24 protein-coding genes and 1 tRNA gene are annotated in these 22289 nt (G+C 37.4%); all 25 read right to left on the bottom strand.

Annotated features, from left to right (window positions below; genetic code table 11):
- Positions 1-366 carry a zf-HC2 domain-containing protein gene (locus H8S01_RS08225; protein ID WP_021866782.1) on the bottom strand — a complete coding sequence of 122 codons (366 nt, stop codon included), beginning with the start codon at positions 364-366 and terminating at the stop codon, positions 1-3.
- A 100-nt stretch (positions 367-466) separates the two neighbouring features.
- Positions 467-549: transfer RNA gene (locus H8S01_RS08220), tRNA-Leu, on the bottom strand.
- A 48-nt stretch (positions 550-597) separates the two neighbouring features.
- The gene (gene glgA / locus H8S01_RS08215; RefSeq protein ID WP_021866783.1) at positions 598-2034 is read right to left on the bottom strand and encodes a glycogen synthase GlgA; all 1437 of its coding nucleotides are present in this window, start codon (positions 2032-2034) and stop codon (positions 598-600) included.
- A gap of 30 nt (positions 2035-2064) precedes the next feature.
- On the bottom strand, positions 2065-3090 hold the full coding sequence (locus H8S01_RS08210; RefSeq protein ID WP_186836872.1) for an NlpC/P60 family protein: 1026 nt from the start codon (positions 3088-3090) through the stop codon (positions 2065-2067).
- A 109-nt stretch (positions 3091-3199) separates the two neighbouring features.
- Complete coding sequence (gene spo0A / locus H8S01_RS08205; protein ID WP_186836871.1) at positions 3200-4000, bottom strand: sporulation transcription factor Spo0A; 801 nt, start codon at positions 3998-4000, stop codon at positions 3200-3202.
- Positions 4001-4119: 119 nt separating this feature from the next.
- On the bottom strand, positions 4120-5376 hold the full coding sequence (spoIVB, locus tag H8S01_RS08200) for a SpoIVB peptidase (RefSeq protein WP_021866786.1): 1257 nt from the start codon (positions 5374-5376) through the stop codon (positions 4120-4122).
- A 174-nt stretch (positions 5377-5550) separates the two neighbouring features.
- Positions 5551-7233 (bottom strand): DNA repair protein RecN, encoded by a 1683-nt coding sequence (gene recN, locus H8S01_RS08195; RefSeq protein ID WP_186836870.1) that lies wholly within the window; start codon positions 7231-7233, stop codon positions 5551-5553.
- Positions 7234-7294: 61 nt separating this feature from the next.
- The gene (gene argR / locus H8S01_RS08190) at positions 7295-7741 is read right to left on the bottom strand and encodes an arginine repressor (RefSeq protein ID WP_021866788.1); all 447 of its coding nucleotides are present in this window, start codon (positions 7739-7741) and stop codon (positions 7295-7297) included.
- 19 nt (positions 7742-7760) lie between these two features.
- Positions 7761-8645 (bottom strand): NAD(+)/NADH kinase, encoded by an 885-nt coding sequence (locus tag H8S01_RS08185; protein ID WP_243204297.1) that lies wholly within the window; start codon positions 8643-8645, stop codon positions 7761-7763.
- A complete protein-coding gene (locus tag H8S01_RS08180; protein ID WP_186836869.1) occupies positions 8635-9444 on the bottom strand; it encodes a TlyA family RNA methyltransferase in 810 nt (269 codons plus the stop codon). Before H8S01_RS08180 ends, H8S01_RS08185 begins: the two co-directional genes overlap by 11 nt.
- 11 nt (positions 9445-9455) lie before the next feature.
- Positions 9456-11324 (bottom strand): 1-deoxy-D-xylulose-5-phosphate synthase, encoded by a 1869-nt coding sequence (gene dxs / locus H8S01_RS08175; protein WP_186836868.1) that lies wholly within the window; start codon positions 11322-11324, stop codon positions 9456-9458.
- A 2-nt stretch (positions 11325-11326) separates the two neighbouring features.
- The gene (locus tag H8S01_RS08170; protein WP_186836867.1) at positions 11327-12223 is read right to left on the bottom strand and encodes a polyprenyl synthetase family protein; all 897 of its coding nucleotides are present in this window, start codon (positions 12221-12223) and stop codon (positions 11327-11329) included.
- Positions 12213-12419: an exodeoxyribonuclease VII small subunit gene (xseB, locus tag H8S01_RS08165; protein WP_021866793.1), complete on the bottom strand. Its 207-nt coding sequence runs from the start codon at positions 12417-12419 to the stop codon at positions 12213-12215. Before xseB ends, H8S01_RS08170 begins: the two co-directional genes overlap by 11 nt.
- The gene (gene xseA, locus H8S01_RS08160) at positions 12397-13611 is read right to left on the bottom strand and encodes an exodeoxyribonuclease VII large subunit (RefSeq protein WP_186836866.1); all 1215 of its coding nucleotides are present in this window, start codon (positions 13609-13611) and stop codon (positions 12397-12399) included. Before xseA ends, xseB begins: the two co-directional genes overlap by 23 nt.
- Positions 13612-13636: 25 nt before the next feature.
- Positions 13637-14035, bottom strand: a complete 399-nt coding sequence (gene nusB / locus H8S01_RS08155; RefSeq protein WP_021866795.1) for a transcription antitermination factor NusB — start codon at positions 14033-14035, stop codon at positions 13637-13639.
- A 102-nt stretch (positions 14036-14137) separates the two neighbouring features.
- A complete protein-coding gene (locus H8S01_RS08150; protein WP_021866796.1) occupies positions 14138-14527 on the bottom strand; it encodes an Asp23/Gls24 family envelope stress response protein in 390 nt (129 codons plus the stop codon).
- A 50-nt stretch (positions 14528-14577) separates the two neighbouring features.
- Positions 14578-15177, bottom strand: a complete 600-nt coding sequence (locus H8S01_RS08145; RefSeq protein WP_021866797.1) for a SpoIIIAH-like family protein — start codon at positions 15175-15177, stop codon at positions 14578-14580.
- A gap of 14 nt (positions 15178-15191) precedes the next feature.
- On the bottom strand, positions 15192-15599 hold the full coding sequence (locus H8S01_RS08140; protein ID WP_243204295.1) for a hypothetical protein: 408 nt from the start codon (positions 15597-15599) through the stop codon (positions 15192-15194).
- 70 nt (positions 15600-15669) lie between these two features.
- Positions 15670-16221 carry a stage III sporulation protein AF gene (locus H8S01_RS08135; protein WP_186836865.1) on the bottom strand — a complete coding sequence of 184 codons (552 nt, stop codon included), beginning with the start codon at positions 16219-16221 and terminating at the stop codon, positions 15670-15672.
- A gap of 10 nt (positions 16222-16231) precedes the next feature.
- Positions 16232-17440, bottom strand: coding sequence for a stage III sporulation protein AE (locus H8S01_RS08130; RefSeq protein WP_186836864.1), 1209 nt, complete (start codon positions 17438-17440; stop codon positions 16232-16234).
- Positions 17425-17814 (bottom strand): stage III sporulation AC/AD family protein, encoded by a 390-nt coding sequence (locus tag H8S01_RS08125; RefSeq protein ID WP_021866801.1) that lies wholly within the window; start codon positions 17812-17814, stop codon positions 17425-17427. The genes H8S01_RS08130 and H8S01_RS08125 overlap by 16 nt, the downstream gene beginning before the upstream one ends.
- Positions 17815-17841: 27 nt before the next feature.
- Positions 17842-18036, bottom strand: coding sequence for a stage III sporulation protein AC (gene spoIIIAC, locus H8S01_RS08120; protein ID WP_021866802.1), 195 nt, complete (start codon positions 18034-18036; stop codon positions 17842-17844).
- Between the two features lie 12 nt (positions 18037-18048).
- Entirely contained in the window at positions 18049-18579 is a 531-nt protein-coding gene (locus H8S01_RS08115) for a stage III sporulation protein AB (RefSeq protein ID WP_021866803.1), read from the bottom strand.
- On the bottom strand, positions 18579-19499 hold the full coding sequence (spoIIIAA, locus tag H8S01_RS08110; protein WP_186836863.1) for a stage III sporulation protein AA: 921 nt from the start codon (positions 19497-19499) through the stop codon (positions 18579-18581). Before spoIIIAA ends, H8S01_RS08115 begins: the two co-directional genes overlap by 1 nt.
- A 76-nt stretch (positions 19500-19575) precedes the next feature.
- Positions 19576-22284 carry an FtsX-like permease family protein gene (locus H8S01_RS08105; RefSeq protein ID WP_186836862.1) on the bottom strand — a complete coding sequence of 903 codons (2709 nt, stop codon included), beginning with the start codon at positions 22282-22284 and terminating at the stop codon, positions 19576-19578.
- Positions 22285-22289 lie beyond the last annotated feature (5 nt).

Raw genomic sequence — 22289 nt, 5'->3', positions numbered from 1 at the left:
TTACAAATATATTATTACAGCTATTATCAGCACTGTCATTATCATACACGCATTTACAAACAACAGACACATATGCAGAAGATGATTGAATTTTTTAACTTCCGCAATCTTATTCTCACTGTCTTTTAATTTTTCTTCCACAAGACCGCTGAAATCATAATCATGAAGATATTTTTTATACTTTTCGCTAAGTTCTTTGGTCGCAGCCTCATTAAGTCCATATTCAACTATATAATAAATTTCAAATTCTTCCCGGCAGTCCTGGCATTGTTCCAGATGTTTAACAAACATTTCTTCTGCTTTGAGTGTCAGCTCGCCTTTTGAAAAAGGCACAATCATTTTCTGAATCTTCTTACAATCAATCATAGCCGGTCTCCAATCCTCAATGGTCTGCAATAATAATAGTATATCATTATTAATCAAAAAAATAAACCTGTCAGAGAAATTCCCTGACAGGTTTATACAATGCGGATGGCGGGACTTGAACCCGCACGATGTTGCCACCGGCAGATTTTGAGTCTGCTGCGTCTGCCATTCCGCCACATCCGCAAGACTTTAATAGTCTAACATATTGTTGCAGCAAAAGCAAGTATTTTTTTATAATTCTCTGTATAATTCTTCATACTTACGTGCCGAATTATTCCATGAAAAATCTGCCTTCATTCCACGGTCGACAATTTTATTCCATTCACGTTTATGATTATAATATACACTCTTGGCATAATTAATAATGCCAAGCATCTCATGTGCATTATAATTAGCAAATGAAAATCCTGTTCCTGTACTCTCATATTCATTATATGGCTCAACTGTATCTTTAAGACCGCCTGTTTCTCTTACAATAGGAACAGTTCCATAACGAAGGCTCATAAGCTGGCTGAGTCCGCAAGGTTCAAAAAGTGATGGCATAAGAAAAGCATCGCAGGCAGCATATACTTTGTGAGACATATCTTCTGAATAATATATATTAGCAGAAACTCTGTCATTATATTTCCATTCATAATGTCTGAACATATTTTCATATTTTTCATCACCTGTGCCAAGTACAACAAGCTGTACATCCTCCGCACAAATCTGATCCATGACATATGCCACAAGGTCAAATCCTTTCTGGTCTGTAAGTCTTGATACAATACCAATCATGAATTTACCTTTATCCTCTGTAAGTCCAAGTTCTTTCTGAAGTGCAACCTTGTTCTTCCATTTCTCCTTACGGAATGTAACCTGATTATAATTAGCCACAAGACTCTTATCTGTCTCAGGATTGTATACATCATAATCGATACCATTTACAATACCCGAAAGGCAATTAGCACGTGCATTCATAAGTCCATCAAGATGCTCTCCATAAAAAGGAGTCTTTATCTCTTCCGCATATGTGGCACTTACAGTTGTAACTCTGTCAGCATATACAATTCCGCCCTTTAAATAATTGGCATCATTATACGCTTCAAGCTTATCAGGTGTAAAATAACTATCCGGAAGTCCTGTAATGTCTTTAACTTTTTTAATGTCCCATATTCCCTGAAACTTGAGATTATGTATTGTTATAATTGACTTAATTCCCTGATAAAATTCTCCCTGTGAAAATCTCTCTTTGAGATATACAGGAATAAGTCCTGTCTGCCAGTCATGGCAATGAATAATATCCGGCTTAAATCCGAGAACCGGAATAGCTGAAAGAGCTGCTTTACTGAAAAATGCAAACTTTTCTATATCTTCATGAATCCAGCTGTATGGTTTAGGTCCTGAAAAATAGAACTCATTGTCAATAAAATAAAATGTAATTCCATTATATTGAAGTTCAAATACGCCAACATACTGTGAACGCCATGCCAGATCAATATAAAAATGTGTCTTATAAACCATATCTTTGCGGTATTCCCATGGTATACATGTATACTTTGGAATCATGACACGAACATCGAATTCATCCTTGTTAAAATACTTTGGAAGTGAACCAACAACATCTGCAAGTCCGCCTGTCTTTATAAATGGCACTGCCTCAGATGCAATAAACAAAACATTTTTCATTACGCCCTCCTTCTGCATGAAAACATGCAATTACCAATAACGTCTTACGTCAGTAATACTCATAATATTAACAGATGCAATTTTTACAACTTCACCCGGATAAGGAGCATGAATAATCTGTCCACCACCAATATATAATGCAACATGTCCTGGATAACATATAATATCACCCGGCTGTGCACTTGCAAGTGGAACTGATTCACCACCATATGCCTGTGCAGATGATGATCTTGACAAAGATACACCATACTGTCTGTAAAGATATGACGTAAATCCTGAACAGTCAAAACCTGAAGGACTTGAACCGCCTGACACATATGGAACTCCAAGAAGTGAATATGCAAGCGAAACAACATTAGATGCAAGTGCTGAATCATTATTAGCAGTTGTTGGTGCTGTTACATTTGAACTTGCCGTTGTAGCAGCCTGTGCAGCCTTCGCAGCAACTGCCGCAGCTGCTCTTTGCTGTGCATCTTTAAGTTTTGATGACAAATCTGCATCTTTTGAATTCAAATCATCAAGAGTTGTATACAAAAGAGCCTGCTTTGATGTAAGTTCTGATGCCATATTTTCAAGTGACTTTTTATCATTCTCAAGACTTACCATAAGATTCGAAATACTCTTTGCAGTATTAGACATCTCATCAAGCTTGCTTCTGTCATAATCATATACCTGCTGTACATATTCAGCCTTATTAAGCACTTCGCTCATGTTCTTTGACGAAAGAAATACTTCTGAAAGACTTGTTGACTGGTCTTCATACATGTATTTGATTCTCAATTTCATATCATCCTGCTGTGAGTTAAACTTCTGCTGTGCAGATGCAAGATCTTTGTTAGCCTGCTCTATCTCATCATTCTTCTGAGCCATTGATAATTCAAGCTCGTCCATCTGAGTGAGAAGAAATGCGAGTTCATCCTCTACATTCTGCTTTTCCTGTGCAAGACTGTTCTGCTGGTTCTTAATATCAGTAACTTCATCCGCAAGAACTGTCATTCCCATGATTGATGTAATTAAAACTGTCGCTGTAAGCGATCTTATTATTCTTTTACGCATTAACACAAACCTCTATAACTTATAATAATATTTTTTATCCATATAAGATTATTATAATATATTTGTGCTTTATACGCAACATTTTTATGTCGAATATGATACCCACGTACTATTTAATGTTATACTCAAGCCTGATTTTATCTGCAATAAGAGCAATAAATTCCGAATTTGTAGGCTTGCCTTTTCTATTGCTTATTGTATATCCGAACAAATCATTAAGTGTTTCTGTATTCCCCCTGTTCCATGCAACCTCTATTGCATGACGGATTGCTCTTTCAACACGGCTCGATGTTGTCTGATACATCTTTGCTATAGTCGGATATAATATTTTTGTGATACTGTTAATTACATCACGGTCTTTTACCGAAAGCATTATTGAATCACGAAGATACTGATACCCTTTTATATGTGCAGGAATCCCTATATCATGAATCATGCCTGTTATATCAGCTTCAAGATTTCTTTCATTAACAGCCATATTATCAGCCGTACATATATTTTTGTCTGTCGCAGCCGAATTTTTCTTTTTCACTTCATTTTTTACATATCTTATTTTGCTTAAAAGTGCATCATTGCTGAATGGTTTCATAAAGTAATATACCGCTCCCATATTGAAAGCATCTTCCGTAACACTTTCTTTTCCAACTGCACTTATTATGATAAATGCCGGTTCTTTCTTTATCTCTTTATCCTGCTGGACTTTCTGCATAACAGCAAGCCCATCTCCGTTAGGCATAATAATATCAAGCAGAACAACATCAGGCTCTTTGCTCTTTATAATATCATATGTGTCTTTACCGTTAGTTGCAGTACCAACAAGGTTCATGTCGCTCTCACCATTAATAACCTGACCTAATGCACGCAGCATATTTTCATTATCATCTGCAATTGCTATTTTTAAACATCCCATTTTTCTGCCCTCCGCTCAAAAAATTTTATATCGAATTTTATTATATTTTCTGACGGAGAAATAATCAATATATATTTATCGCACCATTCGACATGATTCGACATAATCATTCCGTCCAATCAGTCCGGCAGCATATTCTCAATAAATATACCATATCCGCATGATGGGTCATCAATAAAAACATGCGTCACAGCACCAACTATCTTATCATCCTGAATTATAGGACATCCACTCATTCCCTGAACAACGCCATTAGTTTTGTCTATGAGTTCATCTGATACAACTTTTAAAGTAATATTCTTATCCGAACTATATGACAAGCCGGTTATTTTTATCTCATAATCTTTAAAACCACCATCCGCATACATCCTGATATATGCTTTTCCTTTATGGACTTCCTGACTAAAACCGACTTTCACGGGAGTTATTCCATACTCATTTACCATATCCTTAGTCATACTCCCAAACACTCCGCACACAGAATTCTTTTCAATATTGCCAATCCTGTTAACCCCTTTATAATCAATTGTTCCGATAAATTCTCCCGGCGTTCCTTTTTGTCCTTTTACAATTGAAACTATTCTGGTATTATACAGGCTTCCCGAATTAATGCTTAATGTCTGTTGCGACTGATTGGCACTGATTCCATGTCCAAGTGCCGCAAAATTATTATCAGAATCAATATAAGTAAGCGTACCTATCCCCTGTGCGTCATCCTTAACCCATATTCCGACCTTATAATCCCCCTCATCAGTACGTACCGGTGTCACGGATATATCAAAAATACCACTGTCTCTTTTGACTGTAAGTACAACGGGCTCCTCCTTTTTAGTCTGGATATATTTATTAAGCTCATATTTATAATTAATATAACTTCCATCAACTGCTGTTATATAATCTCCCGCCTGAACTGCCTCCATACCCGGACAGACCATATTACCTGTGCTGTCTTTGAACTCACCTGTTCCTGCAACATAGATTCCCTCTGTTTTCAGGTATAGCCCAACCTGAAATCCACCCGGATACAGATACTTTTCATCTACTACACATACATTGACAGACGGAAGCGGTATAATGCCGAATAATTTGAGTGCAAGCTCATAATCGCCTGTTGTGTCAGCCTTTACAGTAAACGGCTTTGACAGATCTGCACTCGTATCCACCCCCGCATCTGCAGTTGCAACAACAGGAACATTCAAATCAATTGTTGTATCCTGATTGCATACAACATATATCTGCTGCGGTATATCACTGCACACATTGTAAACATATATACATCCGCCTGCAAATATTGCAATACCGGCTATTATTCCTGCAAGCACAGACAGAATTGTTTTTGCATGTATTTTCTTTTTTAAACTGCACATACCTTTCATAAAATTCCTCCTGTACAAACCTGCACAAAACACTTATAATACAGGAATTCTCCTGCACAAAATGTCCTTCGCACTTTAAACAAATTAGGATTTATAAAAATAGTATCTGCATTTCAATTAATAATAAATCAGGTTATTACTGTCAAATAAGCAGCATAATCCTGCCATAAATGTCTATTTTTTCAAAAATGCCTTTGCCATATTTTTCATTTCGGCCGCATTATTTCTTACAGCATCCGTTATTGCACTTCCACCAAGCAGTCTTGCAAGTTCATCAATGCTATTCTCATCTGAAAGCTGGCGTATATCTGTTGTTGTAACATCACCGGATGCCGTCTTTTCTATAACAAAATGCGTATCAGCCATAGATGCAATCTGAGGAAGATGTGTTATGCATATTATCTGGTGTCCACAAGACAGCTGTTTTAACTTTTCACCGACAAGCTGGGCTGTACGTCCGCTTATTCCAGCATCTATCTCATCAAATATAAGCGTCTGCGTATCATCTTTTCCTGCCATAACAGTCTTTATCGCAAGCATTATTCTTGACAGTTCACCGCCCGAAGCAACTTTTGAAAGCGGTTTTAATGGCTCACCGACATTTGTTGATATCATAAACTTAACAGAGTCGCCTCCATTAGAATTAAAATGACCTGTCTGTTCAAATTCAGCATTAAATTCATGATTAAGAAAATTAAGCTCAGATAACCCTTCACTTACTTTTTTGCAAAAGCCAGATGCTGCTTTCTTTCTTGCAGCTGTAAGTTCATCCGCAAGCTTTTGTAACTCTTCTTCCTTTTCATGAACAGTCTCTTTCAGCTGGGCAAGTGATGCATCATAATGATACAGTGCATCAAGTTTCTCCTGCCTTTTATCGGCATATTCAAGAATATCATCTATAGTCCTTCCATACTTGAGCTTAAAAGAATTAATCATATCAAGTCTTTCTTCAACTTCTTTATATTCTTCCTCATCATAAGAAGAATCATTAACATAATCAGAAATCTGTCTGCATACATCCGAAATCATATCTTCAGCACAAGAACACGAATCCGCAACTGATTTAAGTGACTCATCAAATGATGATGCCTCAATAACCGATTTGACAGCTATCCCCATCATATCCATGACATTATCAGAACCTTCTGACAGAAGCTGCACTGCTGTTGATAAATCAGATATAATTCTTTGTGAATTAGACATCTTTCTGAATCTGCTTTCAAGTTCTTCATCCTCTCCACGTTTCAGGTCTGCTGACGCAATCTCATGCAGTTCAAATTCAATAAATGAAATCTCACGCTGTCTGCTTTCCTCATCTGTATCCATCTGCTCAAGCTGTGATAAAGCTTCCCTGTACTGTTTATATACTACATCATATCTTTTCCTGACATCTGAAACTGTGCTGCCGCCATACAAATCAATCATATCAAGATGGCTGCTTTCTTTTAACAGAAGCTGACTGTCATGCTGACCATGAATATCTATAAGAAGTGATGCTATACTTTTTACCTGTGATACGGTACAGATCATTCCATTAACCTTAATCTGCGAGCGTCCGGGCATAATCTTTCTTGATATAATAACATCCCCATCCTGTGCATCTTCAATATCCATATCTTTAAGTGCAGCTATTTTTTTCTTATCATCAATATGAAAAGCAAGTTCCGTAAGGGCATACTCTGCCCCCTTTCTTATAATGTCAGCTGTAACTTTGCCGCCAAGTGCAATATTAACAGAGCCAAGTATAATAGACTTGCCCGCACCTGTCTCACCTGTCATTATATTAAGTCCGTCAAAAAAATTAATATCTGCCTCTTCAATAAGTGCCAGATTCTTTACATGTAGATTAGTCAGCATATAATCACTCCCGTTCTTTAAAACATCTGTTCGATATATCCATTATATACTTTAATCATTATTAATTCAATATATTTTTTAATTTTTCCATAAGTTTTTTTGTATCCTCAACAGAACGTACAGCACACATTATCGTATCATCGCCTGCAATTGTGCCAACAATCTCCTGATAATCAATCGCATCAAGTGCCGCACACACAGCCATCGCCATCCCCGGAACTGTCTTTATGACAAGAATATTCTGTGCCATATCCATATCAGAAAAACCGTCACGAAGGACACGTATATACTTATCATTCATATTATTATTGTCATTTTTAAACACAACATACTTTTTGTGTCCGTTCACAACCATTTTTGTGAGATTAAGCATTTTTATATCTCTTGAAACTGTTGCCTGCGTTACATTAAAGCCTGCATCAATAAGGGCTGCCGCAAGTTCTTCCTGTGTCTCTATGTCATTTTTATTTATAATTTCAAGAATTTTTCTATGTCTTTCAGATTTCACAATACCCTCCTTTTGCGGCTCACATAAGCTTTTCGCGAATACGCTGCAAAAAACTGTCTTTATTCGTTTTTATAAATGAAGAAACTTTATCTGATTTTGTTATCACAATTTTATCATCTGTAATAACATTATAAAACTTTTCACCATCATATGTTGCTATTCTTTCTTCAAGCACCCGCTTGTTATCACTCATAACTATTGTAATAGTATCTTTTGCACCAAATACAATACTTCTTTTATTAAGCGTATGAGGACATATAGGTGTCAGCATCATAAGTTCCGCATTCGGCTGTATAATCGGTCCACCGGCTGAAAGGCTGTACGCTGTCGAGCCTGTAGCTGTCGAAACAATCACACCATCAGCAGAATATGAACTTAAATACTGGTCATTAACATAAATATCAAAATCTATAACACGAAGATTTCCGCATCTGTTGATAACAATATCATTAAGTGCTGTATTTTCATATATCTGCTGCCCTTTACGGAAAATCCTGCCATTAAGCATCATTCGTCTGTCTATCTCATAATTTCCGGCAAGTATGTCATCAATTGCACTGCCAAATGATGTCATATCGGCATCTGTAAGGAAACCCAGCGTTCCAATATTTACGCCAAAAAGAGGTATATTAAGCTCATTTAAATCTCTCGCTGCCTGAAGAAGCGTCCCGTCGCCTCCAAGAACAATAGCACATTCTGTATCTTCAGGTACAATTGATTTGTCAGTATAATTATAATCATCTGACTGCTGGATTTTGTCAGAACTGTAATATTCACATTCTCCCCCTGCATTTATAATATAATCACAGATTTTTTTTGCACAAACCTGTTCAGGGTCCTTGTTTTTGTTTGAAATAACATAGAATTTTCTCATGGTAGTTGCCAACTCCTGTTTATTTGTCAAGTGCAGCATGTGCCTCTTCTACAACTGTGGATGCATCAACAGGAACTTCTTCATATGTTCCCTCTGCATGATTTTGAAGATGTAAAAGATATTCAATGTTTCCCTCCGGTCCTTTTACCGGTGAAAATGTAAGATTTTTAATTTCAAATCCAATTGAAACAGCAAAATCAATAACCATATTTATAACCTCAAGATGTACAGCCGGGTCACGGACAACGCCATGTTTGCCCACTTTTTCCCTGCCGGCTTCAAATTGTGGTTTTATAAGACATACAATCTGTCCGTCTTTGGCAAGAAGTGCCTTTACGGGACCAAGAACCTTTATAAGCGAAATAAATGAAACATCAATGCTTGAGAACTGGATTTTGTCCGCAATATCTTCCGGTGTTACATATCGTATATTTGTCTTTTCCATGCAGACAACACGCTCATCATTACGGAGTTTCCATGCAAGCTGTCCATGTCCCACATCTACAGCATAAACCTTAACTGCACCGTTCTGGAGCATGCAGTCCGTAAAACCGCCTGTTGACGAACCTACATCCATGCATACTTTACCTTCAAGCGTAACGTCAAAATTCTCCATAGCCTTCTCTAATTTGAGTCCGCCACGGCTTACATATTTAAGTGTATTGCCTCTTACTTCTATCTGTGCCTCTTCAGGAAATGTAGAACCAGCCTTATCTTCTTTCTGTCCGTCTACATATACGCAGCCTGACATAATAACTGCTTTTGCTTTTTCCCTTGAAACAGCCAGTCCTCTGTTCACAAGAAGAACATCCAATCTTTCTTTTGCCATATCTTTTTCCTCTATATATTTGTATAAAATGATAACACTCTGTCTGCCACACCTGCTGCGTCAATTCCTTCTTCTTTTTTGAGAATTGATACATTGCCATGTTCAACATAATCATCAGGAAGTGCAATATTAAGCACTTTCACATCAAGCTGTGAATCATCTGCATATTGACAGACTGTATCTCCAAATCCGCCAAGTCCTACATTTTCCTCCATTGTAACTATCAGTTTGTGGTCAAATGACAATTTATGAATCATGCCGGCATCAATCGGCTTAATAAAACGTTCATTAACAACTGTGACATCTAATCCTTTTTCTTTAAGAATCTTTCTTACTTCACATGCCGTCTCAACCATTGAGCCAACCGCAACAAGTGCTATTTCACTGCCTTTATGAATCATCTCTGCTTTTCCGTAGACAACGGGCATTGTTTCAAAATCTTCAAAAGCATCCGTTACTTCTCCTCTTGGATATCTTATTGCAAAAGGACCATTGTAATCCTGCAGTCCGAAACGAAGTCCAAGCTTTAACTCTTCCCCATCTTTTGGTGCAAAAATTGTCATGTTAGGAATACAATTTAAAAATGATAAATCAAATATTCCCTGATGTGTCTCACCGTCGCTTCCGACAAGTCCGGCCCTGTCAATCGCAAATACAACATGAAGCTGCTGTATACACACATCATGCAGTATCTGGTCAAATGCACGTTGCAAAAATGACGAATATACTGCAAAGACAGGTTTCAATCCGCCTGCCGCAAGTCCAGCACTAAATGTGACAGCATGCTCCTCCGCAATCCCGACATCATAAAATCTTTCAGGAAACCATCTTGCAAACTTTGCAAGTCCTGTTCCGTCTGGCATCGCAGCTGTTATAGCAGCAATCTTATCATCATTTTTTGCAAGCTCACATATCTCATCGGAAAATACATCCGAATATGTCGGTTTGTCCGATTTTTTGAGCAGTTCACCCGTCTTTATATCAAATGGTGCAATTCCATGGAATTTACTTGGATTTCTCTCTGCCGGCCTGTACCCGTGCCCTTTCTGTGTTACAACATGGACAAGGACAGGTTTGTCAATTCTTTTCGCTATTCTGAAGATTTTTATAAGCTTATCAATATCATGTCCATTTACAGGACCAAGATAAGAAATCCCCATGCTTTCAAACATCTGTCCCGGAAAAATTATCTGTTTCAGATTACTCTTTTTCTTTTTAATTGATTCAACAAGCTTGTCTCCGTTAGGCAGCTTATAGAGTGTATTGGCAACACTGTCCTTCAGGTCATAATACGAATCTGAGGAACGTATGTTACTTAACATCTCAGAAACACCACCGACATTTTTCGAGATAGACATTGTATTATCATTCAGAACAATAATAAAGCTGCCCTTTACACGCGATGCATTGTTTAACGCCTCGTATGCCATACCGCCTGTGAGTGCACCGTCTCCTATGACAGAAATAACATCATAATGTTGTTTTCTTACATCTCTTGCACAGGCATATCCGAGTCCTGCCGAAATAGATGTCGAGCTGTGTCCTGTATCAAACGCATCATAATCACTCTCATTCCTCTTAGGAAAGCCACTCATTCCCCCAAACTTGCGAAGCCCTCCAAAAAGGTCTTTTCTACCTGTAAGAATCTTATGTGTGTAAGACTGATGTCCTACATCCCATATAAGCTTATCCTGTGGCAGATTAAATACAATATGCAAAGCCATTGTAAGTTCAACCACCCCTAAGTTAGATGCCAGATGTCCGCCTGTTTTGCTTATATTTTCAATAAGAAACTGCCTTATCTCGTATGCTAACTGATTATATTCAATTGGATCAAGTTTTTTAATATCATTAGGTTTATTGATTTTTTCAAGAATCATAATTATTTTTCCCTGCTAATCAGTTTATTTATAAGTTCAATTAAAAATTCATTATCTCCAATACTCTTCACGATGCTCTCAGCTTTTTCCGACATATTTTCTACATCAGCAGCGGCTTTTTCCATTCCATAAAGCGTTACATATGTTGTCTTATTATTCTTTTCATCACTGAATACCGGCTTCCCAAGAACTTCCTGTGTACTTGTGACATCGAGGATATCGTCCTTAATCTGGAACGCCACACCAACAAGATTTCCTGCCTTTTCAAGCTGGCTGACACACTCCTTACCGGCTCCTGCAAGTATTGCACCTGCCATAAATGCCGCTTCAATAAGTGCACCTGTTTTAAGATTAAATATAAATTCCATCTCTTCTTCATTTACAGGCTTGTCTGTAAGCAGCACATCAAGCGACTGTCCACCGACCATTCCAAAAATACCGGCTTTCCTCGCTATAACCGCTGCCGCACCGGCACAGTTTTTCATATTTTCCGGTGAAGCTGCACAAACTGCCGATGTCATCACCTCATAAGCATAATTAAGAAGTGCATCACCTGCAAGAATTCCAAAATCTTCACCAAATACCTTATGAGTTGTAAGCCTTCCACGTCTGTAATCATCATTATCCATAGCAGGAAGATCATCATGAACAAGTGAATATGTATGTATATATTCAAGTGCAGCCATAAACGGCTTTACAATTTCTTCATCTTTTCCGCCACAAAGCCTGTATGTCTCAAGCATTATCATCGGGCGTATTCTTTTGCCGCCCGCCTCAACGCTGTAACATGCGGCATCTATAATCTTTTTATATAATTCGTTATCAGATTCCGGCAGAAATTCCTTAATCACAGAATTAATATATAATAAACGGTTATCTAACTCATCTTTAAACATCATCTGTTTCCTCACTTCCGTTAAGAACAACAAGCTGTTTTTCAACCTTGTCCAACATATTATTGCAGTTATTTACAAGCTGGACGCCTTCTTTATAAAGCTTAAACGCTTCATTCATGGAAAGGCTTCCGTCTTCTAACTGTGACACAATTTTATCAAGTTTTTCAAATGATTCCTCAATTGTCGCTGATTTTGCCATTATTTACCTCCAGCACCTGTGCATCAACATTTCCATCTTTAAAATATATTTTTACTTTGTCGCCGGCATCAATATTTTTCACTGAATTAACAGGTTTTCCCTGTATACTTTCAACATAAGAATATCCCTGGCTTAGTTTTTCAAGCGGTGACAGACCATGAAGCTTTGAAGCATATATTTCAAGCTGGTGCTTTCTTGACAATAATATATTATTCATTGCATTTTCCATACGCTGTCCTGTCTGGATAAGCTGATGCCTTCTGCTGTCAAGAATTGTCATCGGGCTTAAATGTTCAAGTTTCAGTTTTTTATTTTCAAGCTGTGACCTGTACATGTATAACTTTCGTTCCATCAACTGGTTTAACAGTTCCATATATCCTTCAATCCGTGACTGTGTAACAGATATATCAGATACTGCAAGTTCTGCTGCCGCTGACGGCGTTGGTGCACGCAAATCAGCAACAAAATCAGTTATCGTAAAATCAGTCTCATGTCCAACCGCAGATATGACCGGCGTATTGGAATTAAAGACTGCTTCAATTACAGGTTCTTCATTAAAAGCCCACAAATCTTCTATAGAACCACCGCCACGACCGACAATAATAACATCAAAATTCATCGCATCAAGTGTGCGTATGCCTTGTGCTATGCTTTGTGCAGCATTCTTTCCCTGTACGAGAGCCGGATAAAGCGTGAGCGAAACGTAGGGATTTCTTCTGTGTGCAATATTTAAAATATCATGTATGGCAGCACCTGTCGAAGCAGTGACAATACCTATCCTTGAAGCATATTGCGGAATCGGACGCTTGTACTCATTTGAGAAATATCCCATTTCTTCATAATACGACTTCAGCTCTTCAAATTTTTTATATAAATCTCCTATGCCGTCAGCTGTAATATTATTTACATAAATCTGATATTTTCCATCACGCTCATAAACATCGATTCTTCCGCTGACAACAACTTTCATGCCGTTTTCAAGCCTGAAAGACAGATTTTTGGCCTGTCCTGCAAACATTACCGCCGCAAGTGTCCCGCTCTCATCTTTCAAAGTAAAATATATATGTCCGGAAGTGTGATACTTACAATTTGACACTTCTCCCCTGACATCAACCCTGCTAAGGACAAAATCCTGACGGAACATATTTTTTATATAAGAATTCATCTGTGCAACCGTATATACGCCCGCCATTACATTATTCTCCCCAATATGCTAATCAGTCTGCCAGCTGTGCAAGCACACCATTGATAAATGAAGGTGCATTGTCAGCACCGTATTTCTTTGCAAGTTCAACAGCTTCGTTAATTGCTACATTAGTAGGAATATCTTCGTCAAACTTAATTTCATATACGGCAAGACGCATAATTGTAAGCTCTGATTTGCCAAGACGGCTTGTTGGCCAGCTCTTTGATACTGAGTTAATCATCTCATCAATCTCAGGTATCTTATCTACAATATTAAGCACTTTACCTGTAATCTCATTCACTTCTTTTTCAGTAACCTTAGGAACTTCTTCAAGATAATAATTAATCTGCTGTGCCATCTCTTGTGTGTCATAAAATTCTGCACGAAAAAGTATCTTAAAAATATGTTCCCTCATAACTGATCTTGTCATAAAATTTTCTCCATTTCCTGTTTGTATAATTTTAAAGCCAGACCGCTTATATTATAAATACGGTCTGGCGTTTAATGAGCCTGCCTGAATTATTCAGACAACTTATTCTGCTTCAATGTTCACGCCTGCAATTTTGATATTAACTGCTACAACATCAAGACCTGTCATAGTTTCAATTGCTGATTTTACTTTTTCCTGTACCTTCTTTGATACTTTTGGAATCTCATATCCAAATCTTATATTTAGTGCAAGGTCAACTGTAACTGTCTTATCCTCAACCGTAACCTTAACACCTTTTGAAAGATTCTTCATTCCGAGTTTTGCAACAAGTTCATTCGTAATATTGCCTGCCATAGACTCAACGCCCTCAACTTCCGTAGCTGCAAGTCCTGCTATAATGGCAACGACTTCATCAGCAACACGAACCTCGCCAATGTTTACATTCTCACGAATAGAATAATTATTTCCTTTATCTTCAAACTCTTTAGTCATAGTGAACCTCCTAAGTCAAATTGTTATTAGGTTCATTATAATAAAAAATCCTAATTATTGCAAATATTTATTGTAATCTTATCTGCACTTACTCCTGTTTTTCTTTTAACAATATCTTCAACCTGTGCTCTTAACGTATCATCAAGCTTTGTACTGTTAATTACAACATCCACATTTCCGTCTGTCACAGACACTACAGCATTGGAAAATCCTTTTGCCTCAAGAAGAAGTTCAGCTGCAATTTCCTTTTGTGATGTATCACTTATATCAGCAAGCTTATTTACAGCGGCCTGCTTTGCTGCTTCATCAAGCGATTCATTATTTACTATTTCCATAAGCATTTCTTTATTTTTTGCACGAAGCTGTTCCCTGTTTAACTTTGCTTCAGATATAATACTGTCCGACACGCTGCTTCCTGATGTGAGCATGACACTCCCCGGCTCCATGAGTGAATTGTCATCCGGCTCTGCATCATTATTTACAATTTCGCCTGTATTCTCATCAATTACAACTCCGTCTGAACTTGCATCCTTAGTATCTTTGACTGAAATAATATCCGATAAATTCCCCGTATAATTTATGTAGCCTGCAACAGCTATCATAATGGCAAGTGCCGTGATAATAACCTGATTTTTTTTGATTTTTTTCAAAACTGCCTCCCTAATTATGACATTTTTAATACTTTTATTTTATGGACGGGTATTCCAAGCAACGCCTCAAGTGCTGATGTAATATTAGATACAACCGAACCATTATCACCTCCCTGTGCCACAATAACAACACCGCCTATAGCTGTATCATCCGTATTTTCAAGCGTAACCATAACATTAACTTTGCCGACTCCGTCAACCTGTGACAAAATCTTTTCTATACGCTGTTCCATATATACATCATAATCCGATATTTCTTCGTCAGAAGTTTTGTATGTATCACTGCCCGATACATATCCGCCTGTTTTGTCACTTTTTACAGGAATTGCAATTACAAGGAGCAATACTCCTATGAGTAATACTATTAATATTTTTTCCTTTCCCGATTTATTCAACATTTTTTCAACTAATCCGTTATCCATAAAACAAATTCCCCTTTCCGTGCCTCTTAATGCGGGCACCGGTAAAGACATCCGTTATGACACCACATTCTTATAAAATATAAATATTAACAAGCCCGGAATTTAATTCATAATATTGTGCTATGCTGCTCCGAAGATTAATAACTTTTTCCGATATCACAATTTCTTTATTATTTTCACCATAAAATATTTTTTTATCTTTTTTATCAATTGCAATATTTATTTTCTGGACATCAAGATATGTATCACTGTCTTCATCTGTGTCAATTACTATTTCAACCTCTGATGGCGTAAATCCCTCTTCCATAACCTTTTTCGTGACGAATTCCTGCTGTGTTTCTATATATTTTTCAATCATGACATCTGACGAGTCTTTTCCTGAAAATCTTATTTGTGACCTAAGTTCACTTATCTGTGAAGTTTTTGCAAATAAATCAATATCCGCATCATATTCCGCATTTATAATATTAAGCACAGGCATTATACAGGCAGCAGTTATCATACAGCCGCACAGAAGTCTTACAACTCCTTCATATTTTTCATCAGGCAGAATATGAATTACAAGTTCTGACAAAATGCTTATGACAAATATCTGTTTTACCCAGCCAAGAAGCTTATCCATATTTTATTCCTCAACTATTATTTGTAACTGTGCACACTATCGCAGTAAACAATATAAAAAGACATGCCGACATAACAACAAGAAGCGTCATAAGACCAGTCACCGTTCCCGAAGCATCAAGTATATTCGCGAACTTTTTATCGGCAACCGGCTGGACTGCAGCAGCAGTAAACTTTAATATTACAGTAAAACTTAAAAGTTTTATCACAGGCAGGCTTACAGCCGATATTATCAATATAACACCTCCGATGCCTATTGCATTTTTTATCACACTTCCCGCCGAAAATATCGTAAAAGAAACCGTTTCTGCTGAATCTCCTATTCCCGGCAGCACTTTAAGCACTTTATATACCGCTTTTTTCTTTGCACTCTCTTTAACAGGAGTTATCATCCCTTTAATCCATCCGGCTCCTGAAAACAGTGTAATTACAATTCTGCATGTCCATTTAATAACAGGCGGAATAAATTTACATATATTGGAAAATCTTTCGCTCTTTGTAAACGCATCTGCCACAATAAGCATAAAATCCACTTTAATAAGCCCCAGAAGCACATTTTTAAATATAATATTAACAACTGTTATCATAAGAAGCATCATTTCATAGTAAACACCGCTTGTCACACTCCCTGTCATAAATGTTACAGCCGAAAGAAAAGCCGGTATTACCGCTTTATATATTTTAAGGCCGGCATCCATAGCATTCACACACTCTACACATGATGAATAAAAAAATCCCGAAACAATAACTACCAGTCCTGTATAAAGCATTATCTCCGATATATCTGAAACCTGTTTTTTATTAAATGACGGAATAATAAAATTAATTCCTGCCGACAGAAGTGAAAGCATAATTATTTTTATAACTGTATCAGTATTTTCCCTGAAAACTGCCAGAAAATTCTTTATAACCACATTAATAATGCCTGTCTGTGAATAATCACTTTCTGCTATGCTTTTCACCAGACTTTCAAAATCCGTATTTTCCCTGTCATAACTGTATTTTTTCATAATTTCATCAATTTCAGAAAAATCGTAATCGTCAACAGATAATCCATATTCAGCATTTTCCGTATCCCCATCGTTATCTGTTTCCACAGAATTTCCGCTTTTTTCCGTCACAGACTCAGCATTTACACTTGTATAAGCCAACATCACAAATGATGCTGCATATAAAAATACTAACACGCCACACAATAATTTTTTTAATATCCCACGCATTTTTCCACCGTCTCAAGAAGCATGCTTACAACAGGAATACTCACTGCTGCTATTGTTATTTTTCCAAACACCTCAACCTGTCCAGCCAATGCACTGTATCCGCTGTCACGGCACAAATCTGATGTAAACTGCACCACATATGTAATTCCTATTATTTTTATCATAAGTGCCATATACTGCCCCGCATTACTAAGGTATGATGACAGCTTCGTTATCTGTGAAATAATTCCGGATATTTTCCCGGCAACCGCAATAATAATAAGCACAGATACAGCCATCGTCACAAGCACATATAGCTGGCTTCCCGCATTTTTTAAAATCATCGCAAAAAACACGGCACACACAGCCGTTGAAGCTATTTTTAAAACACTCATAAAGCACACTCCAGTCTGTTAAAAGCATTAAAAATCAAACAGTTTTTTCATATTTTCAAACAGATTCACAATTATCGGCACCAGCCAGTAAAGCACCAGCAGGAGTCCTGCAAGACTTGTAAGAAACGCATGCTCCTCCCTGCCGCTGTGCTTTAACACCTGGCTTAACACCGATACAAGAATTCCAACTGCCGCAATTTTAAATATCAGACTTACCTCCACCGGCACCCCTCCTTAAATCAAAACAAGCACAAGAAAAACTCCTGCTGCAATACCCATACATCTGTATATCCGGCATTGGCTGTCCGTTTTATCCTGTGCTTTTTTTATTCTGTCATCAAGCATACTTATCATATGATTGACAAAGTCCGTCTGCGTCTGTATATCAAGATGCACCGGCATATTTCCAAACTGCATAAGAAACTCTTCATCTTCCCTTAAAAAACAGCTTTTTGATGCGTTATTTCTGACGCTCTCCCTCCATATAATGTCAAATGCTGCCTTTTCACTGTCAACCACCATATTCTCATATACGTCTTTATAAAGTGCTTTTATGCCAAATGAATACTCATGCGATGCAAATCTTTTAAATATCTCGGGGAGACTTCCCGACTGAAATCTGATTTCTGCCGATATTGTTCTCCATGTCTCATCTATATCTGCAAGATTTTTTATACGTGTCTTATTTACTACAACAAAGTACATTCCAAGCATAAAACTCGACATAAGAACAACTGCTGCCCCTGTAATTTTTATGATATCCATTATAATCCCCCATTTTTTACAGCCCTCATTTCTTCTATCGTTCCTGCACCATTCTTGTCCGAAAGTACAACTATTCTTTCAAATCCATTAGCTCCAAACATCCCTGCAAGCTCACGTCTGTTCATACAGTCTGCAATTCCATAACCGTGTATTGATGCAAGGATATGACATCCGCAGTTTATAATCTGCTTTATTGCCATTACATCTTCCATGCTTCCTATTTCATCAACGGCAACAACCTGAGGTGACATTGACCTTACAAGCATAATCATCCCCTCGCTTTTAAGCCCCATATCAAGAACATCCGTGCGTATTCCTATATCATTCTGCGGAATTCCGACATGGCTCGAGGCTATTTCGGAACGTTCATCAACAATGGCAACTTTTAACGGAACACATCCAATGCCATATGAAATATGTCTTATAATATCACGCAGAATCGTTGTTTTACCACAGCCCGGCGGTGATACGACAAGTGTATTTTTAAATCCGCCGCTGCATATAAAATCAATTATTTCGTCTGCACACCCAACCACTTCATGTGCAACACGTATATTTATATATGATATATATTTCTGTCCGCATATATGTCCGTCCCGGGTTATCGCCTGCCCTGCCACACCTATGCGGTGGCCGCCTTTTACAGTCACATATCCCTGACGTATACTGTCCTGATATGCATACATTGAATACCTTGTCACCATCTGTATAATGTATGCAATATCATCAGATGTTATCTTTATATTTTCAATAACTTTCTCTTCATTATTATTGTACATAAGAATTGCCGGACGGTTAATCCTTATTCGTATTTCCGAAAGCTTACAAAATCCGTTTTTCCCCGGCACCATAACTTCCGTCTCTACAATCCGCTTTAACCGTTCCGGCAAAAGACATGTGATTTCTTTTAAATCAGACACTGCTCCTTTCTCCTGTTTATCTGTTTTTCATAATATATGAAAGGCAGGTCCCAAATATGTATTTAAAATAATCACGTTATTCAACTGATTTTAATGATTCAACCATAGGTACTTTCCTTAGTCTGTTATACATAACAAGATTGACAAACAATGCAAAAATCATCGTAAGCACAAATGAATATACATATGATACAGGACGCACTGCATCGCCGAACATTACATTATCCATCTCAATTGTTTTCATTATATACAGATGAAGTCCTCTTCCAAGTATAAGTCCTGCAAGCGAACCTATTATTGATATAACAACATTTTCACGATAAACATACGCTGCAACTTCTTTGTCAAAAAATCCAAGTACCTTAATCGTTGCAATTTCGCGTATACGCTCAGAAACATTCACATTAATAAGATTATACAAAACTACAAACGTAAGAGCTGCTGCCGATAATATCAATACATATGTAACAAGATTAATTGATGAAATCATATTATTAAACTTTTCTATATTAGAAGAACAGAATGTTATTCCTTTTACATTATTCATTGAAAGATAATCACTTCCGACTTCATTCTGCAGATCATCATTTTTCTGCGTCAGGGTTACAAGAATTGCATTCGGTAAATATTCTTCTCCAAAAACTTTTTCATAATAACCGGCTGTCATAAATATATAACTGTTTGTATACATTTCAACCACATGTGATACAACAGCCGGCTTTCTTACTCCTGAATCGGATGAAAGATATATAGTATCACCTGCCCTTACACCAAGCGTTCCTGCAAGCTGTTCTGTAATACATATACCATCATTATCCAGCTTGTACGTAACATTTGTATTACGCTTCCTTAACAGAATAAATTTTTCAAATTCATCCGCATTTTCCACAACATCTATGGTTATATCTTCTTTTTGCTGCTTGTCTTCATCATCAATCACTTCTGCATTTCCGACATCCGAAAGATATGTATGTATAGTATCATAATCATCGATTCTGTCATCAGCTTTAACTGTATCAAGCACCGATTCATCACTGTAACTTATTGTCGCATCATACTTTATAATCTGTACAAACTGCTTCTGTATAAGTGCAGAAACACTGTCCTTTATCGCAAATCCAGCAAGCATGAGTGCACACCCGCCTGCAATTCCGACAACTGTCATAAAGAATCTCTTTTTATACCGGAATATATTTCTTGCAGTCACTTTTCCGGAAAATGACAGATGTTTCCATATAATTCCAATATGCTCAAGCAAAATCTTCTTGCCTTTTTTCGGTGATTTCGGTCTCATAAGCGTTGACGGAACCTCCGAAAGCTCACTCATACATGCTGCAAGCGTAGCAGCCACAATAACTGCTGCCATAGATGCAATTGCAATAATCGAAAGAATAATATGATTAGCATATTTTATTTTTGGCATATAATAAATAATATTCCAGCTGTTATATATAATCAGAGGAAATACTTTCAGACCGAATATACATCCGATTATTCCTCCTGAAAGCGATGCCATAAGCGAATATAGCACAAACTTCATGGCTATTGCAGCTTTGCCATATCCAATTGCTTTATAAGTACCTATAAGGCCTCTCTGTTCATCAACCATTCTTGTCATAGTTGTAAGGCACACAAGTGCCGCAACAAGAATAAAAAATGCCGGAAATACTACCGCTATCGCATCCATTCTGTCTGCACTAGACTTATAATCCCTGAATGAATAATGTGAATTTCTGTCAAGCACATACCATTTCCATTCACTGCCAAGAGCTTCATTTTCTGCCTTGTCAAACTTATCATTGATTTCAGATAAATCAAGATTGGCAATAGCCTGATTTACAGCCGGTTCAACAAGCGGCTCTGCCATGGATGTTATGTCTATGCCCGGATAATATGCACGGTACTGCGAATAAATCTGTTCCCTCACCGACTCACGCACAGAATCGTATACTTTATTTAATGCGGCCTGTCTTTCATTTTCTATATTATTTTTTATATCACTTCTTCTTGCTTCAATCTGCTTTGTACCTGTATTTCCAAGCCTTACCTTGACATCATCGACGCAGCTGAAATATTTATCTTTATACGTATTAAGCTGCTTTGCACCATCTACTGTCACAAATGTTTCTGTATAATAATCTCCTGCAAAACAGTCGTCATTTACCATAATACATATATTTACTTTTCCGCTTCCTGTCGAACTCTGTCCAATATCATAACTTGCATAATACGGCGTGTATACAAGTCCCACAACCTTATATTCATTGAATTTCAGCGTATCAGATATATCCTTTTCATCTCCGGAGCGAAGAGTAATTGTATCACCAATATCAACTTTTCCGTCATAAAAATCAGAATACCGAACCACACATTCTCCGTCACTCTCAGGGAGCCTGCCCTCTTTAAGACGCAGCCTGTTAATATAATCTTCATTGTCATCTGCACGATTTTTTTCAGGAACACCCATCACTCTCACTGTTACCTGTGCATTGCCGATTGTAGTAAGCACATCAGCCTCATGTGCTGCAAAGACGCCTTTTACGCCATCAGTTTCACGAATTGCCTTAATATCATCATCCGTAAAACCGGCATCCGAAAGAAGTCTTAAATCAAAAAGATTATATTCATCATAATAGCTGTCTGACGAATATCTCATATCAGATGACGATGCCGTTATGCCTGCAAAAAATGACACGCCGATAGCCACTATGGCAAATATGGCAAAAAATCTTCCAAAAGAGCCTTTTATCTCCCTAAAAGTATCCTTTATAACTGTCTTACCCATGTATA

Source organism: Lachnospira hominis (ex Liu et al. 2021) (assembly GCF_014287955.1).
GTDB lineage: Bacteria > Bacillota > Clostridia > Lachnospirales > Lachnospiraceae > Lachnospira > Lachnospira hominis.
Note: the sequence above shows the minus strand (reverse complement) of the source record. Positions and strands in the feature narration are given on the sequence as shown.

Coding starts and splice junctions, on each gene's coding strand:
- H8S01_RS08225 (WP_021866782.1), bottom strand. CDS start 366: ATGATTGATTGTAAGAAGATTCAGAAAATGATTGTGCCTTTTTCAAAA.
- glgA (WP_021866783.1), bottom strand. CDS start 2,034: ATGAAAAATGTTTTGTTTATTGCATCTGAGGCAGTGCCATTTATAAAG.
- H8S01_RS08210 (WP_186836872.1), bottom strand. CDS start 3,090: ATGCGTAAAAGAATAATAAGATCGCTTACAGCGACAGTTTTAATTACA.
- spo0A (WP_186836871.1), bottom strand. CDS start 4,000: ATGGGATGTTTAAAAATAGCAATTGCAGATGATAATGAAAATATGCTG.
- spoIVB (WP_021866786.1), bottom strand. CDS start 5,376: ATGAAAGGTATGTGCAGTTTAAAAAAGAAAATACATGCAAAAACAATT.
- recN (WP_186836870.1), bottom strand. CDS start 7,233: ATGCTGACTAATCTACATGTAAAGAATCTGGCACTTATTGAAGAGGCA.
- H8S01_RS08180 (WP_186836869.1), bottom strand. CDS start 9,444: ATGGCAAAAGAAAGATTGGATGTTCTTCTTGTGAACAGAGGACTGGCT.
- dxs (WP_186836868.1), bottom strand. CDS start 11,324: ATGATTCTTGAAAAAATCAATAAACCTAATGATATTAAAAAACTTGAT.
- H8S01_RS08170 (WP_186836867.1), bottom strand. CDS start 12,223: ATGATGTTTAAAGATGAGTTAGATAACCGTTTATTATATATTAATTCT.
- xseB (WP_021866793.1), bottom strand. CDS start 12,419: ATGGCAAAATCAGCGACAATTGAGGAATCATTTGAAAAACTTGATAAA.
- xseA (WP_186836866.1), bottom strand. CDS start 13,611: ATGGCGGGCGTATATACGGTTGCACAGATGAATTCTTATATAAAAAAT.
- nusB (WP_021866795.1), bottom strand. CDS start 14,035: ATGACAAGATCAGTTATGAGGGAACATATTTTTAAGATACTTTTTCGT.
- H8S01_RS08150 (WP_021866796.1), bottom strand. CDS start 14,527: ATGACTAAAGAGTTTGAAGATAAAGGAAATAATTATTCTATTCGTGAG.
- H8S01_RS08140 (WP_243204295.1), bottom strand. CDS start 15,599: ATGGATAACGGATTAGTTGAAAAAATGTTGAATAAATCGGGAAAGGAA.
- H8S01_RS08135 (WP_186836865.1), bottom strand. CDS start 16,221: ATGGATAAGCTTCTTGGCTGGGTAAAACAGATATTTGTCATAAGCATT.
- H8S01_RS08130 (WP_186836864.1), bottom strand. CDS start 17,440: ATGCGTGGGATATTAAAAAAATTATTGTGTGGCGTGTTAGTATTTTTA.
- H8S01_RS08125 (WP_021866801.1), bottom strand. CDS start 17,814: ATGAGTGTTTTAAAAATAGCTTCAACGGCTGTGTGTGCCGTGTTTTTT.
- H8S01_RS08115 (WP_021866803.1), bottom strand. CDS start 18,579: ATGGATATCATAAAAATTACAGGGGCAGCAGTTGTTCTTATGTCGAGT.
- H8S01_RS08105 (WP_186836862.1), bottom strand. CDS start 22,284: ATGGGTAAGACAGTTATAAAGGATACTTTTAGGGAGATAAAAGGCTCT.